The organism is Sphaerotilus sp., assembly GCF_041083715.1.
Taxonomy (GTDB): domain Bacteria; phylum Pseudomonadota; class Gammaproteobacteria; order Burkholderiales; family Burkholderiaceae_C; genus Sphaerotilus.
Genome location: NZ_JBFPGY010000397.1, coordinates 1 through 15897, shown reverse-complemented (window position 1 = coordinate 15897; position 15897 = coordinate 1). Strand labels below are relative to the sequence as shown.

Annotated in this window: 16 protein-coding genes and 1 pseudogene; 7 read left to right on the top strand and 10 right to left on the bottom strand. The window is 65.3% G+C overall.

The window, feature by feature from the left end; translation table 11 throughout:
- The 3 genes and pseudogenes from AB3X43_RS18580 to AB3X43_RS18570 form a co-directional block, all read right to left on the bottom strand.
- Positions 1 to 407: pseudogene (locus AB3X43_RS18580) on the bottom strand (phospholipase); the annotation flags it as partial.
- A gap of 22 nt (positions 408 to 429) precedes the next feature.
- Positions 430 to 1002 carry a superoxide dismutase family protein gene (locus AB3X43_RS18575; RefSeq protein ID WP_369431357.1) on the bottom strand — a complete coding sequence of 191 codons (573 nt, stop codon included), beginning with the start codon at positions 1000 to 1002 and terminating at the stop codon, positions 430 to 432.
- 59 nt (positions 1003 to 1061) lie between these two features.
- Positions 1062 to 3419, bottom strand: a complete 2358-nt coding sequence (locus AB3X43_RS18570) for a Tex family protein (protein WP_369431356.1) — start codon at positions 3417 to 3419, stop codon at positions 1062 to 1064.
- Between the two features lie 97 nt (positions 3420 to 3516).
- On the opposite strand from AB3X43_RS18570, the gene AB3X43_RS18565 reads away from it, so the two are divergent.
- The 5 genes from AB3X43_RS18565 to AB3X43_RS18545 all read left to right on the top strand — a co-directional run bounded on the left by AB3X43_RS18565 (position 3517) and on the right by AB3X43_RS18545 (position 8043).
- A complete protein-coding gene (locus AB3X43_RS18565) occupies positions 3517 to 4215 on the top strand; it encodes a response regulator (protein ID WP_369431355.1) in 699 nt (232 codons plus the stop codon).
- On the top strand, positions 4212 to 5624 hold the full coding sequence (locus AB3X43_RS18560; protein ID WP_369431354.1) for a sensor histidine kinase: 1413 nt from the start codon (positions 4212 to 4214) through the stop codon (positions 5622 to 5624). Before AB3X43_RS18565 ends, AB3X43_RS18560 begins: the two co-directional genes overlap by 4 nt.
- Positions 5625 to 5670: 46 nt before the next feature.
- Positions 5671 to 6261, top strand: a complete 591-nt coding sequence (locus AB3X43_RS18555) for a cytochrome b (RefSeq protein WP_369431353.1) — start codon at positions 5671 to 5673, stop codon at positions 6259 to 6261.
- An 85-nt stretch (positions 6262 to 6346) separates the two neighbouring features.
- A complete protein-coding gene (locus AB3X43_RS18550) occupies positions 6347 to 7624 on the top strand; it encodes a hypothetical protein (protein WP_369431352.1) in 1278 nt (425 codons plus the stop codon).
- Entirely contained in the window at positions 7624 to 8043 is a 420-nt protein-coding gene (locus AB3X43_RS18545) for a c-type cytochrome (protein WP_369431351.1), read from the top strand. Before AB3X43_RS18550 ends, AB3X43_RS18545 begins: the two co-directional genes overlap by 1 nt.
- A gap of 27 nt (positions 8044 to 8070) precedes the next feature.
- Here the strand turns inward: AB3X43_RS18545 and AB3X43_RS18540 are convergent, their stop codons facing one another.
- From AB3X43_RS18540 to AB3X43_RS18530, 3 genes are read right to left on the bottom strand one after another with little or no spacing between them, the layout of a single operon-like run.
- A complete protein-coding gene (locus AB3X43_RS18540) occupies positions 8071 to 8853 on the bottom strand; it encodes a 3-hydroxybutyrate dehydrogenase (protein ID WP_369431350.1) in 783 nt (260 codons plus the stop codon).
- Between the two features lie 46 nt (positions 8854 to 8899).
- Entirely contained in the window at positions 8900 to 9640 is a 741-nt protein-coding gene (locus AB3X43_RS18535) for an acetoacetate decarboxylase (RefSeq protein ID WP_369431349.1), read from the bottom strand.
- Positions 9637 to 10767, bottom strand: coding sequence for a patatin-like phospholipase family protein (locus AB3X43_RS18530; protein ID WP_369431348.1), 1131 nt, complete (start codon positions 10765 to 10767; stop codon positions 9637 to 9639). Before AB3X43_RS18530 ends, AB3X43_RS18535 begins: the two co-directional genes overlap by 4 nt.
- A 224-nt stretch (positions 10768 to 10991) precedes the next feature.
- On the opposite strand from AB3X43_RS18530, the gene AB3X43_RS18525 reads away from it, so the two are divergent.
- Positions 10992 to 11708, top strand: coding sequence for a phosphatase PAP2 family protein (locus AB3X43_RS18525; RefSeq protein WP_369431347.1), 717 nt, complete (start codon positions 10992 to 10994; stop codon positions 11706 to 11708).
- 9 nt (positions 11709 to 11717) lie between these two features.
- Here the strand turns inward: AB3X43_RS18525 and AB3X43_RS18520 are convergent, their stop codons facing one another.
- The 3 genes from AB3X43_RS18520 to AB3X43_RS18510 form a co-directional block, all read right to left on the bottom strand.
- Complete coding sequence (locus tag AB3X43_RS18520; protein ID WP_369431346.1) at positions 11718 to 12308, bottom strand: CBS domain-containing protein; 591 nt, start codon at positions 12306 to 12308, stop codon at positions 11718 to 11720.
- A gap of 198 nt (positions 12309 to 12506) precedes the next feature.
- On the bottom strand, positions 12507 to 13343 hold the full coding sequence (locus AB3X43_RS18515) for an undecaprenyl-diphosphate phosphatase (protein WP_369431345.1): 837 nt from the start codon (positions 13341 to 13343) through the stop codon (positions 12507 to 12509).
- A 139-nt stretch (positions 13344 to 13482) separates the two neighbouring features.
- Complete coding sequence (locus AB3X43_RS18510; protein ID WP_369431343.1) at positions 13483 to 14418, bottom strand: hypothetical protein; 936 nt, start codon at positions 14416 to 14418, stop codon at positions 13483 to 13485.
- An 87-nt stretch (positions 14419 to 14505) separates the two neighbouring features.
- On the opposite strand from AB3X43_RS18510, the gene AB3X43_RS18505 reads away from it, so the two are divergent.
- A complete protein-coding gene (locus tag AB3X43_RS18505; RefSeq protein ID WP_369431342.1) occupies positions 14506 to 15393 on the top strand; it encodes a polysaccharide deacetylase family protein in 888 nt (295 codons plus the stop codon).
- 3 nt (positions 15394 to 15396) lie between these two features.
- On the opposite strand, the gene AB3X43_RS18500 is transcribed toward AB3X43_RS18505, so the two are convergent.
- Positions 15397 to 15897 (bottom strand): hypothetical protein (locus tag AB3X43_RS18500; protein ID WP_369431341.1); only part of this gene is annotated, 501 nt, incomplete at its 5' end.

Sequence of the window (15897 nt, the reverse complement as noted above, 5' to 3'; positions counted from 1 at the left end):
AGCCGGAACCGCGGATGCGCCAGCACCTGTGCCTGCTGCCCGGCGATCTGCACATCCAGCAGTTCAGCGAAACGGCGGCTGATGTTGCGCGCGGACTGGCGCTCGCCACGGGGTGGCGCGTAGCTCTCTGCGATGTAGTCGCGGGCCAGTTGCGTCAGCGCGGCATCCGGGTCCGGCAGCATGGCGCAGGCCATGCGCCATGCGCCGATGCTGGCACCGACCAAGTGCACGGGTGGCCCTGCTCCGCGCAGCCAGTGGCCGGACAGGAACCGGTCGATCGGCGTCAGCACCAGGCCCTTGGGTCCACCGGCCGCGGCCGCCACCGCCCGCACATCGGCCGGACGCAGCCCATGCGCAGCCAGATGCGTGCGGGCACGGGGGCCCGCGAGGATCTGCAGACTGCGCATCCAGGCCGTCTCCTCGGTGGCGTCAGCGCTTGGCGGACTCGATGACGCCGCAGGCGATGCGCGCGCCCGAGTTGCCGGTCGGCTGGGTCTTGTAGTCGTCCGGACCGGCGTGCACGATCAGACCGCGGCCAGCCAGATCGGTCGGACCACCGTCACCCAGCGTCACACCGGTCAGGTGCATGTGTGCTTCGGCACGGCCCTCGGCATCGGCTTTCAGCGCGGGCATGTCACCCGCATGGTGGTCGGCATCCTGCGCGCCATGCGGCTTGCCGGTCGGGTTGAAGTGCCCGCCGGTGCCCAGGCCGTCGCCGCTGCTGCAGTCGCCTTTTTCATGGACATGGAAGCCGTGTTCGCTCAATGGCTTCAGGCCGGTGATGACGGCGTGCGCCATGACATGGTCCCCGTGCTGCATGAAGGTGACGGTACCGCTGGCCGTGTTGCCCTTGGTGGCTTCGAGCTTCGCCGTGGCGCGGGGACCGTCGCCCATCATGCGGTCGTGCATGGAGCCCAGGCCGTCCTTCATGGAAGAACAGCCGGACAGCGCCAGAACAGCGGTCGAGATGGCCAGCAGGGTGCGAACGGGGGTCTTGGACATCGTGGTTCTCCTTGCGCGCCGACATGGCGGTCCATGCATTCTGTCCGAATCCGCACCCTTCAGCGCCCGCTCTTCAGCTTGGCGAACGCAGCTGCCATCGCTCCGCCACCTCCCGGCGCCGATGCCGGCGCGCCCCGCCCGGGACGTTGTTCACCACGCCCAGCCGGCCGGAAGCTGTTCTCGGTCTTGGCCACGGCCTTGGCCTGCACCGGTGCATCCAGCTTCATCGTCAGCGCGATGCGCTTGCGCGCCAGATCGACTTCCACGACACGCACCTTGACGATGTCGCCGGTCTTGACGATCTCGCGCGCGTCGCTGACGAACTTGTTGCTGAGCTGGCTGACGTGGACCAGTCCGTCCTGGTGCACGCCCAGATCGACGAACGCGCCGAACTGCGCCACGTTGCTCACCGTGCCTTCGAGCACCATGCCTTCGACGAGGTCCTTGATGTCCTCGACACCTTCGTTGAAGCGCGCGACCTTGAAGTCCGGCCGCGGATCGCGTCCCGGTTTTTCCAGCTCGCCAAGGATGTCCTTGACGGTGATGGCGCCGAACCGCTCGTCGGCAAAGGCTTCGGGCTTCAGCGTCCTGAGCACGTCACTGCGGCCCATCAGTTCGCTGATCGGCCGCCCTGTCTTCGCGATCATCTGCTCGACCACCGGGTAGGTTTCCGGGTGGACACCGGTGATGTCGAGCGGGTTGTCGCCGCCACGGATGCGCAGGAAACCAGCCGCCTGCTCGAAGGTCTTCGGGCCGAGGCCCGTCACATCCAGCAGTTGCCTGCGGGTGCGGAACGCGCCGTTCGTGTCCCGCCAGCGCACGATGCTCGCCGCCACCGAGGCACTCAGCCCCGACACGCGTGACAGCAACGCCGATGACGCCGTGTTCAGGTCCACGCCGACGGCGTTCACGCAGTCCTCGACCACGGTGACCAGCGTGCGCGCCAGTTCGCTCTGGTTCACGTCGTGCTGGTACTGGCCGACGCCGATGCTCTTCGGATCGATCTTGACGAGTTCAGCCAGCGGGTCCTGCAAGCGCCGCGCGATCGACACCGCACCACGCAGGCTCACGTCCAGGTCCGGCAGCTCCTTCGAGGCGAACTCCGACGCCGAGTAGACCGATGCACCCGCCTCCGACACCACGACCTTGTCGATCTGGCGGTCCGGCGCCAGTTGCTGCAGGCGCTTGATCAGGTCAGCGGCGAGCTTGTCGGTCTCGCGGCTGGCGGTGCCGTTGCCGATGGCGATCAGGTTGACGCCGTGCGTCGCACACAGCCTGGCCAGCGCGTGCAGCGCGCCTTCCCAGTCACGGCGTGGCTCGTGCGGGTAGACGGTGGACGTGTCAAGCACCTTGCCGGTGTCGCTCACCACCGCGACTTTCACACCGGTGCGGATGCCCGGGTCCAGCCCCATCACGACCCGCTTGCCCGCGGGCGCGGCCAGCAGCAGGTCGCGCAGGTTCTCGCTGAACACCTTGATCGCCACACCCTCGGCGCTCTCGCGCAGGCGGGTGAACAGGTCGCGCTCCAGGCTCAGGCTGAGCTTGACCTTCCACGTCCAGGCGATCGTCTTGCGGATCAGGTCGTCACTCGGGCGCTTCGCGTGGCTCCAGCCAAGGTGGATGGCGATCCGGCCTTCGGCCAGCGACGGCTGCCCCGTCACCGGCTCCTCGGCCAGCGCGAGCTTGACGTCCAGCAGGTCCAGCGCACGACCGCGGAACACCGCCAGCGCCCGGTGCGACGGCACGCGACTGACCGGCTCGTCGTAGTCGAAGTAGTCACGGAACTTGGCCACATCCGGGTGGTGCTCGTCCTTGCCATCCATGCGCCTGGACTTGAACAGCCCTTCTGCCCACAGCCATTCGCGCAGCTTGCCGACCAGCGCGGCATCCTCGGCCCAGCGCTCGCTCAGCAGGTCGCGCACGCCGTCCAGCACCGCCAGTGCGTCGGCAAAGCCGGCATCGGGGTTGAGGAAGGCAGCGGCTTCGGTCTTGGGGTCGAGCGACGGATCGGCGAACAGCTTGTCCGCCAGCGGCTCCAGCCCCGCCTCGCGGGCGATCAGACCCTTGGTGCGGCGCTTGACCTTGTACGGCAGATACAGGTCTTCCAGCTCCTGCTTGGTCGGCGCGGCCTCGATGGCGGCGCGCAGCGCGGGCGTCAGCTTGCCCTGCTCGTCGATGCTCTTGAGCACCGCGTCGCGCCGGTCCTCCAGCTCGCGCAGGTAGCCCAGCCGCGACTCCAGCTCGCGCAGCTGGATGTCGTCGAGCCCGTCGGTGACTTCCTTGCGGTAGCGGGCGATGAACGGCACCGTGGCACCGCTGTCCAGCAGGTCGATGGCGGCCTTGACCTGGGCCGGGCGGACCTTCAGCTCTGTTGCGAGCTGAAGCAGGATCTTCTGAGCGTGTTGTGCGTGTTCCAAACCGGTGAAAGGGCAGTTGGAGAGGCGGCGGAGTTTGCCATACCCGGTTGGATGGCCACGGAACGGGCGGCCTGCGGCGAGGAAGTACAGTCTCGCGATGCGCATATTGCTGGTGGAAGACGACGAACCGTTGGCGCTGGCCCTCCGTGAAGGTCTGGCGCGGGTGGGTTTTGCAACCGAAGTGCTGGGAACCGCGGAAGAGGCCGATGCCGTGCTGTCCTGCACCCAGTACGACCTGGTCCTGCTCGACATCGGCCTGCCTCGGATGTCGGGGCTCGACCTGCTGCGCCGGTTGCGGGAGCGCCGCAATGCGGTACCGATCCTGGTGCTGACGGCACGCGACGGCATCCCGGACCGCGTGGCCGGACTCACGTCCGGCGCCGATGACTACATGGCCAAGCCCTTCCACTGGCAGGAACTGGTTGCGCGCTGCCAGGCGCTGATTCGACGCAGCCGATCCGCCTGCAGTTCAGTGATCCAGCTGGGACGGCTGACACTGGACATCGGCCGCCAGGAAGCGCAGTCCGGCGACCAGCCGCTGGCCCTGACCGGACGCGAGTGGGACCTGCTGGTGCAACTCATGCTCGGTGCGCCGAACGTGGTGGCCAAGGACCGCCTGATCGACAGCCTGAGCCGCTGGGACCACGAGATCACGCCAAACGCCATCGAGATCTATGCCTCGCGGCTGCGCACCAAGCTGCAGGGCGCAGGCGTGACGCTGCGCACGGTGCGCGGCATGGGCTATCGGCTGGATGCGGATCCCGACATCGAATCCATGCCGGACCTGCTGCCGTGAACCGGCTGGTGACGATGAACCGGCGCGTCTCGCTGGTCCACCGGCTGCTGGTGCTGCTGCTGACACCGCTGCTGCTGGTCGGCAGCCTCGGGGCCTGGGTCGACTATCTGCAGGCGCGCCGCCTGACCGATGACGCCTTCGACCAGGTCCTGGCCAGCACCGCGATCGGCCTCGCCGCCCGACTTGAAACCGACCGGGACCATGACCTCAGCAACCACCTGGACGCCATGGTCGAGGTGGTCAACAAGGTGGAGGCCGGCGACCGGATGCACTTCCTGGTCCGGCGCACCGACGGCAGCGTGGTCGCAGGGGAGCCTCGGCTCTCCGAACTCGCCGTCACCGAAATGCCAGCCACGCCTCCGCTGATGTTCCGGAACGGGCAGTACGCCGAGCAGCCTGTCCGCGCAGTGACCTACCACTACACCGGGCCGGATGGCAATGCGCTGATCGTGGTGGCGCAGGCCCGCCACCGCCGGATCGAAGCCGCCCGCCACATCATCGCCACATCGATGGTGATCAATCTGGTGATGCTGGCCGTGATCGTGCTGGCGGTGGTGCTGGCAGTCCGACAGGCCATCGCACCGCTGCACGAACTGGGCAGGCGCGTCTCGACCCATGACGTGGAACACCTGCGTCCGCTGCGCTTGCGGGGCGTTCAGGCCGAAGTGCTGCCGCTGGTCCGGGCGCTGAATCGGCTGGTCGCTCGCGTGCGGCAGGACGCAGAGACACGCCAGACCTTTCTCAGCCACGCGGCGCACCAGCTCCGTACTCCACTGGCCGGGCTGCAGGCGCAGATCGAGCTGATGCCACTGCCCGCGGATCCGAAAGCACGCCAGCAGTGGGGCTCCGTCGAGCGCAGCGTGCAGCGTCTGGTGGGGCTGAGTCAGCGCATGCTGTCGCTGGCGCGGGTCAGCGATGGTGCGGAGGACGCCATCCGGATGGGGCCGGTCCACCTGCGCAGTCTGCTGGTGGAAGTGGCGAGCCTGCGGCTCGATGCGGCGCTGGCGCGTGGCATGGATCTGGGTTTCGAGGTCCACGAGGCCACGGTGCACGGCGCACACTGGATGCTGCTGGAGTTGCTGCTGAATCTGGTCGACAACGCCATCAGCCATTGCCCACCGGGCAGCACGGTCACCGTGCGTTGCGGTCAGCAACCCGGTGCGGGTGGGTTTCTCCAGGTCGAAGACAACGGTCCGGGCATTGCGCCGCAGGACCGGCGCCGCGTCTTCGAACGCTTCGTGCGGTTGACCTCGCATGGCCAGGGCAGCGGTCTGGGGCTGGCCATCGTCGAGCGCATCGCACTTCGCCATGGCGCAGTGATCGCGCTGGAATCCGGAGCCGGCGGACGCGGAACAACGGTCACCTTGCACTTTCGGCACGTTCCGATACCGAAATCGTCAGCGATCTGAAGGCTGGCGCGCCGAATCATGGTTTCTACCAACCATGCGAGCCGCCATGCCCCTGCATCCAGAAACCCGTACCACGCCCACACGCCCACATCCGCTGCCACTGCGCGTGCTGCACTGGCTCACGGCTGGTGGACTGGTTCTGGCCTTCGCGCTGGCGCTGGGCCGTGACGCCGTCGATGCGGAAGGAACCCGCCGCCTGATGCTGGGCGCCCACCGCTGGATCGGCCTGCTGATCTGGGCCGCCACCTGGGGCCGCGTGAGCGTCAAGCTGCATGCGTTGATCACTGATTGGCACAGGGGCCGGGATCTGGCGTCCGCCACGGACACCACGCCCTTGGCCACGCGGCTGGCGGCCTTCGGCGCCCATGGCCTGATGTACCTCGGCCTGCTGGCGCTGCCACTGCTGGGCTGGGCGCTGTCCAGCGCCCATGGGGTGGATCTGTCGATCGGCCCGGTTCACCTGCCTGCACTGGTCGACGCCGATCCAGACCTGGCGGACACGCTGGACGACACCCACAGCTACCTGGGCTACGCCCTGGGCGGACTGATTGGGTTGCACCTCCTGGCCGTGGTGTGGCACCAGCGCTGGCGCCGGGATGACGTCCTGAGCCGGATGCTGCCGGGCCATGCCCGCTGATCGCCGCCACATCGCTTTTCTACCTGGTCACCTCGCGCTTTTCCTTTCGCGCTCCACTTCCACCCGTTGATTCCTTGATCCCCGCATGCTGAAACCTCTGCACCGTCTCCCCGCCTCGATCGGCACCCTGGGCCTGATGTCGCTGGCCGTCCTGGGCACGCCCGCACACGCCGTGCCCTCCTACGCCCGCCAGACCGGCATGGAATGCGCCGGCTGCCACGTCGGCGCTTTCGGCCCGCAGCTCACGCCCGCTGGCATCCAGTTCAAGCTTGGCGGCTACACCGACATGGACGGCAAGAGCGGCAAGGTGCCACTGTCGGCGATGGTCGTGGCCGCCTTTGCCCGCACCCGCGCCCCGCAGGACCCAGCCCCGGACCACCTGAAGACCAACAACAACACGACGCTGGACGAAGCCTCGGTGTTCCTGGCGGGTCGACTGGCCGACCATGTCGGCAGCTTCGCGCAAGTCACCTACGACGGCATCGGGCACTCCACCGCCCTCGACCAGGTCGATGTGCGCGCGGCGGGCACCGTGAAACTCGGCGGCGTGGACACACTGCTCGGGGTGTCCCTGAACAACAACCCGTCGGTGCAGGACCCCTTCAACACGCTGCCGGCCTGGGGCTATCCCTACAAGAGTCCCGCTGCCGGATTCGGCACTGGCGCCGCCGCCAGTCTGCTCAACGGCGGACTGGCGCAGCGTGTGATCGGCGCCTCGGCCTATGCGTTCATGAACCAGTCGGTCTACGCGGAACTGGGCAGCTACCGGTCACTGTCGTCGAGCCTGCAGAGCAAGCTGGGCGCGGGCCCCGACACGCAGCGCCTCGGCGGCAACGCCTACTGGCGCCTGGCCTATTTCAAGGATCTGAAGACCCGCAATTACTCGCTTGGCCTGTTTGGCTGGAACGCCCGCCTCGCGCCCGACCGCCTGGCCGCCGACACGCAGGACCACTACGCGGACGCCGGCATCGACGGCAGCTACCAGTTCCTGGGAACCCGCGAGCACATGGTCACCATCAATGGGTCCTGGCTGCGCGAACGCAAGCTCGAAGCCGCCACCGGCGACACGAGCCGACTGCGCGAACAGCGCCTGAACGCCAGCTACCACTTCAACCAGACCTGGGGCGCGAGCGCTGGCTGGTTCAACACGACCGGCAGCGCCTCCGACGCATCGACCCTGGGCCGACTCGTCCAGATCGACTGGACGCCGTGGGGCAAGGAAGACAGCGAGACGCCGGTGCTCTGGAGCCCGCTGAACTTGCGTCTGGGCGCGCAATACTGGATGTACAGCCGCTTCGAAGGCGAACGTGCCGGCGCAACGGACCACAACACGCTGCATCTCTTCGCCTGGACCAGCTTCTGATGGCACGCCGCACTCCACCCACGGGCCTGCGGCGGGCGCTGCTGGCCGCCGCTTGCACACTGAGCCTGACCGCGCCCATGGCCCACGCCCAAGCGCAGGCCACCGTCGATCTCAAGAAGGCCGCCGGACTGTTTGCCACCCATTGCTCGGAATGCCACAGCGTCAAGGAAGGCAAGGACAAGAAGGGGCCGTCGCTGTTCGCGGTCATCGGCCGCAAGGCGGGCGTGGTGCCCGGCTTCGTCTACTCCGACGCCTTGCGCCAGAGCGGACTGGTCTGGTCGCCCGCCGTGCTGGACCGCTACATCGCCTCCCCGGCCGGCACCGTCCCCGGCGGCAAGATGAAGTACGACGGTCTGGCCGAGGCGCCAGACCGTGCACTGGTCATTGCCTACCTGACCTCGGTGTCCGGGCCGCACTGAGCGGTTCTGCCCGGGCCACAGTCACGCTCACTGCATGTGCCAGCCGTGGCTCACGGTGATGGACTGCCCCGTGAGCGCGCTGGTGGGGAAGGCGGCCAGGAAAATGGCCGTCTGCGCCACGTCCTGCGTGGTGGTGAACTCGCCGTCCACCGTCTCCTTGAGCATGACGTTCTTGATGACCTCGGCCTCGGTGATGCCCAAGGCCTTGGCCTGCTCGGGGATCTGCTTGTCGACCAGTGGTGTGCGCACGAATCCCGGGCAGATGACGTTGGCGCGGATGCGGTCCTTCGCGCCTTCCTTGGCCACGACCTTGGCCAGACCGATCAGGGCGTGCTTGGCCGCGACATACGGGGCCTTCAGCGGCGAGGCCTCGTGCGAATGCACCGACCCCATGTACAGGATCGTACCGCCGTTGCCGCACTGGATCATCGCGCGCATGCAGGCCCGCGTCGTCAGGAAGGCGCCGTCGAGGTGGATCGCCACCAGCTTGCGCCAGTCCTCGAACTTGAAGTCCACCAGTGCGCTGATGATCTGGATGCCGGCATTGCTGATGAGGATGTCGACCCGGCCGTAGGCGGCCATGACCTGGGCCACGCCCGCATCGACCTGGGCTTCGTCGGTGACGTTCATGGTGACGCCCATCGCCGTGCCACCGGCCTGGGTGATTTCCTGCGCGGTCGCGGCGGCCGCGTCGCCAGACAGGTCGGCAATGACCACCAGCGCGCCTTCACGGGCGTACTCGAAGGCAATCTCCTTGCCGATGCCGCTTGCGGCGCCAGTGATGATGGCCACTTTTCCCTGGAGTTGCATGGAATTTCCTTGTTGAAGATTGCGTGTTGATGGGAATTGCACGGCGTCATCGCGCCAGGTAATCGTGCACCACGGTGCCCAGCGGCAGCGTGAGATCGGCCAGGATGTGCACGGTCGACAGCACCTCCAGCACCGGCAGGTCTGCGACGGGAGCGAGCGCATGGTCGCGCAGGTCCAGCGCCCCCGGGCCAGACCAGGCGCCTTTGACCTGGATGTCCACCAGGCCATAGCGCACCAGCTCGCAGATGCGCGGCGTCCCGTCCACATGGGGAATGATCTTGAGCAGGAAGTTCGGCTCGGCCATCGATGCACGGACCTTGTCTGCATCGAGCGCCTGGTGCTTGAAGCCCATGGTGCCCGTGGCGACCCGGAAATCGCTGTAGTCCAGCGTGCCCATGAGCGTGTCCGCGTGGACCCGGAGTTCGGGCTTGCCCAGCTTCTTGGGAAAGCCCCAGAGTTCCCGTCCCGCTGCGATCGGTGGGTGGTCGTCGAGGTACATCGAGAGCACGAAGCCACCGCGAACGCCATCGAGCGTCACCGGGATCACCTGCCCTGATTCGCAGTAGTGGCCGAAACCGGTCGAGTCCGGCATGTTGATGAACTCGAACTTCACCACCGGCTCGGCGAGCTGCAGCGGCGCCGGGATCATGCGGCGCAGCGCCTCAGGGTCGGTACGGTACGTGATGATCAGGTATTCGCGGTCGACGAACCGGTACGGACCCCGTGGATACGCCGGGTTGGCGATGGGCATCGCAAAGGCATTGGCGCGTACTTCCTCTTCGGTCATGGACGATCCTCCTGTTCCATCTCGTGCACCATCATGCCGACGCCCGGTGGCAGGGGGCGCAGCCACCGCTTGTTGTTCAGCATCCGCAAAGCATCTCTTGTGCCGGCCTGCCAGCGTGCGTCCAGCCGCGATCGACCGAAGTCGATGTCCTTGCTGTGGTCGTCCGTGGGCAAGGCTTTCATGATCAGCCGCACGATGTTGACCGTGCTGCGACAGCCGAGGCGGCTCAGACGGGCCAACGCCGGATCGTCGCGTGCGGCCTCCGGCAGGTGGCGGGACAGGATGTCGATCGCACGGCGCATGTCCTGCATCTTCCGGTGATCGTCCAGATGCTCCCGGGTGCGACTGGCGAACTGGATGTCCTTCTGCCGCGCCATCGCGGCGCTGATCGAGCGCGGAGTCGCTTCGGTCGGATCCCACAGGTCCACCATGAAGCACAGGGTGTCCTGGCGTTCGGCGTCGTCCATGACGATGTCGACAGGGGTGTTCGAGTAGATGCCACCGTCCCAGTAGGCTCGACCGTCGATGACCACTGGCGGGAATCCGGGCGGCAAGGCGCCGCTGGCCATGATGTGCTGCGCTGTCAGTCGCTGGCGGGCACTGTCGAACACGGTCATCTCTGCGGTGGCCACATCGACGGCACAGACGGTGCAGCGCACATGGCCTGCGTTCAGATAATCGAAATCGACCAGCTCCTCCAAGGTCCGTTGCAGCGGCGAGGTGTCGTAGAAGCTGGCCTGCGCCGGTGGAACGTCCTGGTTGATGTTCAGTGCCGCGCCCTGGCGGGGCTCGAAGAATCCGGGCACACCACGGATCATCGTGTCCCAGAGACCGCCAGCGGCCATCCACGGCTGCAGCCACGCTGCGAGGGGGTGGTTCGACCAGCCTGCCAAGGTGTCCTCTCGACCGACTCGCTGCCAGAAGGCGCGCAGACGTTCCATCCGGCGCTCGGGGGGATTGCCTGCCAGGATCGCGCTGTTGATCGCGCCGATCGAGGTCCCCACCAGCCAGTCGGGCGGGTAACCATGTGCTGCAAGCGTCTCGCACACACCGCCCTGGTAAGCGCCCAACGCACCACCACCCTGCAGCACGATCACGGTCCTGGGGGCATCCGGCTTGAAAGGCATCGCAGGGGTCCGGACTGAAGAGGAGGTCATGGCACGGTGAAAGCGTTGGGATGCGCCACGTTCTAGCAGAACCATGTAAAGCAGTCGCGTCGGCCTAGTCCGTGTGCACCACGGCACACGACCGGCGGGGGCATCCGGAAATCCGATTCCTGGACGCTCCGGATGGACCTGCGGAGGCAGGAGAGGCTGGTAGATTCCCTGATCCGCACTTTTTCTGAGGATCCATGGACACCAGTCACTCACCGCCCGCGCAGTACCTGTGGCACCTGCTGACGCGCCTGGGTGAAGCTCAGATCCTGCTGCCCGTCATGGCAGCCATGCTGGCGTGGCTGGTCTTCCATCCGACGTCCCGTCCGCTGGCTTGGCGCTGGTGCACCGGCACGGCTGCAGCCGCCTTGCTCACCACCGGCACCAAGGTTGCATTCATCGGCTTCGGCTGGGGACTGGCCTCGATCGATTTCACAGGGTTTTCCGGCCACGCCATGTTTTCCGCGGCCATTCTTCCTTGGCTGCTGGCACTGCTGCCACTGTACCGACGCCCGCGAGTGACCGGCCTGGACCTGTTGCCAGGAGCAGGCCTGGCTCTGCTGATCGCCGTATCCCGTGTGGAAGTCGGCGCCCATTCATGGAGCGAAGTGGTGCTCGGCGGCCTGCTGGGATGGGGCATCAGCCTGTGGACCCTGGCCGTCCCCGGGGGAGCACAGCGCCCGACGCAGGTCTCGAAACTCGCGGTCGCGCTCACAACCGCCTGGCTGCTGCTGCTGCCGGTGCATGCGCCCGCATCGCATTCGCACGGCTGGGTGACCAGCCTGTCGTTGCGGATTGCGCGTCACAGCCATCCGTATACCCGGGAGCATCTCCAGCGCGAACAGCACCGCTCCCAGTTCCGCCCTCATGCAGACATGGCCAGCCTCGCGCCGAGACCGGCACGGACCGCTTGATACGCCGACTCACGCCAGCGCTTGCTCGATTTCCGCAAAGCTGTTGGCCACCGGCATGATTTCCAGAGGATGCCCCAGTTGACGCTCGATCTGGGCGCGGGAAATGACCCCTCTGACTTGGCGCGGCGACTGGGCCGTCGCTCGCTGCACGACCAGCAGATGGTCATGTCCAAGGTGCTTGAGCGTTGCGATCAGGTCGCTGATGGTGGCGGATTGCAGGCGCTCGAATTCGATGGCATCCAGTCCGGCCAGACCGGACATCACGTCGGCAACACACAGGTCGGCATAGTACATGTGGCGGTCATGCACCACGCGCATCTGTTTGTCGCCATGCAGATCGGCAAAGGTGATCAACCCTTCGATCGACGGCATGTCCGTGACGACAAACAGCATGCGCACGCCCTGGTAAATCATCATCTGCTCAGCCTGCCGAAGCGTGGACGACGGATGAATACTGGCCGCCTTGATTTTGGTCAGATCGGTCATCACCGCCAGCGCGGAGGAATTCAGGGTCACCATCGTGCTCTGACCAGGGTTCGCCTGGGCAATGGGCACGCTGGCCTCGATGTGGAATGTCCGCAACACAACATCATTGTTCATCTCGGTTCCTATGGTGATTTCGGTGCCGATTCGATGGCACCGAAGTATCTACAATAGGTCATCCCGAAAATGCCCAGACACCGAACTGCATGGTATTGACTGCCTTGTTGAAAACATAACCATCAAACAGGCACGGCAAACCATTTGGCGCTCCAATCGCGCCACTCCTCATGATTCATGATCAATATAGACAGGTATTCAACCCACCAGCAGCACGACCAGGGAAGCGAACAGGCAATAGCCGCCGAACAGGTGCCAGCGGTCCTGTTCCAGCCAGCGCGACAGCCACCGCAGCGCTGCCAATCCAGCCAGAAAGCTCAAGCACATGCCCAGCAGACCGGGGCCAGCCGCGTGCACCAGGCCTCCTGCGGCCAGTTCCGCCGGAGCCTTGGCCAACCGCAAGGCCTCTTTCACGATCACGGCCGGCGTCAGCACCACCGCCAGTGCGAAGCTGAATTCTTCGGCCCGCTTGCGCAGAACGCCCATCGACAAACCAGCTGAAATCGTCGCGCCAGAACGAGAAAACCCCCGAAATGGCAAGCAAAGCCCCTGAACTGCACCAATCGTGGCCGAACGGGCAAGCGTCAACTCCCCACCACCGCGCTCGCCAAACCGGGAGGACGCCATGATGAGCACCCCCGCACACGCCAGCGCAGCCGCCATCAGCCTGGCGTTGCCGAACAGGTGTTCGATCTCGAAACCTGGCGCGTTGTGGGCCACAACGCGCTTGATCACGTCCAGCAACAGCAGTCCGACGACGCCAGTTGCGAGCGTGGCCACCAGCACGTTGAGTGCGTTGACCTTGAAGGCCGCCGCGGACTGGAAATAGGTCGCTCGCCAGGAGGCCCAGTAGTGAACGATCACGGCGAACATCGTGCCCGTGTGCAGCATGACCAGCAGCAGAGTCATCTGCGGCGAGGTGGGGTCCAGCCCCATGAGTTTCTCCGCCACGATGACATGGGCCGAACTGGAGACAGGAAGCAGTTCGGCGGCCCCCTGGACGAGGGCAAGGACAAGAATCTGCAGCAGGTTCATGGGTGAAATGGTCGGTCTGTCAGCGTGATGCGTGACGCGGTGGCACAGCCACGGAACAGGCAGTGTCTCCACGGCATGTTTCGCAATCATTTACCTGGCAAGGCCGTGGCGGCTGCCTGTGAACATTCACACGCCGACCTCAGCGAATCGTGGCCGATTCTTCGAGACCAGGGTCCGGAGCCTGCTCGGCCAGCGGTGGATCCGACAAGCGTTCCCGCAGCGCCATCACGGCATCGACGAATGGCAGCAGGTCGAAGTTCTGCGGATCGTCATGCGCTCCGGGCAGTCCGTCATCCATGGCGCCGTGAAACGCTGGGATCAGCCAGCGTCCACTGCGGGCACTGGCCAAGACGTAGAGCAAGGCCAACCGCTCGTACTGCGCTCCAGTGAACCCCGGGCTGGGCGCCAAGGCATCGTTGCCGGCCGGGCCAGCGGGATCACGCCGGCGTGGCTGCAGCAATTCGATGTGCAGGAACCGCCCTTTCGCCACCGATTCGTCGGACTTCATTTCGAGTTTGGTCGCGCGCCATGGCTCGCTGAACGCGTGCGTTGTCGCGGTCCGACCGAGTCGGTTGACGAACACATGGGCGGAGCCGTACCGCCCGGAAAATGGCTTCAGATCATTCAGCGGGAACGAATCGTCGGGAGGAAATGCCGCCTCTCCGAGCCATGGCCAACTGGTGTCATGGATCACGAAGTACCGGGCAGGCCTGTTGTCCGCTGCCGCAGACAGTTTGGCATCCAGCACACCGCCCAGATCGTGCGCACGCACACCGAGGTCTCGCAGCAGCCTCGGCAGCATCGACTGCAGATCCCCGGTGGGTTGATCGATCAGCGCTTCCAGCGACAGCGGAAGGCTGGCGGGCGCCGGGCGGACAGATCCGTGTGGCTCGACATGCCGCAACAGGCAGCGGGCTTGCTCGACCGGCGCCCCACGGAACTGGGCCAACGTGGCATCGAACTGGCAAACCCCCAGGCCTTGCGCCGCTTGTGCCCATGGAAAGATGGCGCAAAGGAGACACAACAGCCCGGCACGGCCATGCAGACGCAGCATATTGTTGTGATCAGGCGTCATGGTCTGACGGGGGCCGCACCGTCGGCGACTCGAAAACAGCCAAGAACACGCCATGATCGCCTCTTTCTTTGTCTGTGCACTCTGAACATGTCCACGCGTTTTCGCTTTTGTTTTCTCTTCGCATCGCTGATGCTGGCCGGCATGGGGCCAGCATGTTCGCAGGTTGCCATTCCCCTGCCATCTGCATCGGAACCCGGTCAGCCAGTCCATGGCGAGCACACCCATCCCCATGCCCTGCTCCGCCAAGCCCACCTCACGCGCCTTGAGGAGCGCCTGAGCACCGACCAGGAGACGCTGCGTCGACAATGTCGGTTTGTCTCGGACATCTCGACGGCTCCGCCGCAGAACAAGGTAGTGCTGACATTCGACGACGGTCCGGAACCAGACCAGATCGAATACATCCTTGAGGTGCTGGACAAATACAGCATCCCGGCCACTTTCTTCTTCATCGGAGACAAGATGGCCCAGCACCCGGACTTGGTTGCCAAGGTGCAGGAAAAAAAACGCCACCTGATCGGCAGTCACTCGTGGGACCATCCGAACTTTCACGACATTGACGAAAATGCGCAGCGATCCGCAATCATGCGCGGTCTCGAGCAGATGCCCGCCGGCAATCAGGCCCGGTATTTCCGGTACCCCTATGGAAATTCGTCCTGCTTCGGCAACGACACCATCCATCAACAGGGGTACCACATCACGGGCTGGCATGTGGACACCTGTGACTGGGCCTTCGATCGGAATGGTTCGGTGGACACCCACGAAGCACTGTCCTGTGGCGTACTTTCACAATACCGGCACGATTTCGTGGGCCACGTGGTGGCATCCTTGCGGGCACGCCGCGGCGGCATCGTTCTGATGCACGAAATTCACCCGAACACGCTTCGACAGCTGGAAAGACTGATCCAGGAAATGCAGGCGGATGGATTCACCTTCACCAGCCTGGACGACCCCGCGATGCAGGCATCCATGCGCTAGCCGTCACCGTGCATGAAACTGGTGCCCTGATGGGCCAAGCACCAGTTTCAATCGAAAGATGAGATCTTCGGACGCCTTGATCACATCGGAGCTGAGGGCGGGATCTGCACCATGGATGATGGAATTCCGAAGGGTGATCAATCTCTTGAGTTGAAAAAACAGTCCCTTGTTTATTTTTTCATTCCTCAACAGGATCTCGGCCAGTCGGGCGCTCGACGTGGGCCGGCTGTTTCTGGGGCCCTGTGCAGAGGCGGGCGTGTAGCGGTTCGCCTCCCCGAAATCGGACAGAAGGTATTCGATCTCATTGTAGTTTTTCAGGAATTGCTCAAGGCTGCCCGGTTCCTTGGCATTCTGCCGGGGATCCAGCTGCTCCTTCAGTCTGCTGCTGGCAAGCTGAAGTCGCCGCGGATTGGTGACATCAAAGATGAAGAAAGCGATCGCCAGCAGGCTGGCCGCAAATGCGCATTGGCCGGAATTCAGGAGAACGGTCGTTTCCACCGTGCT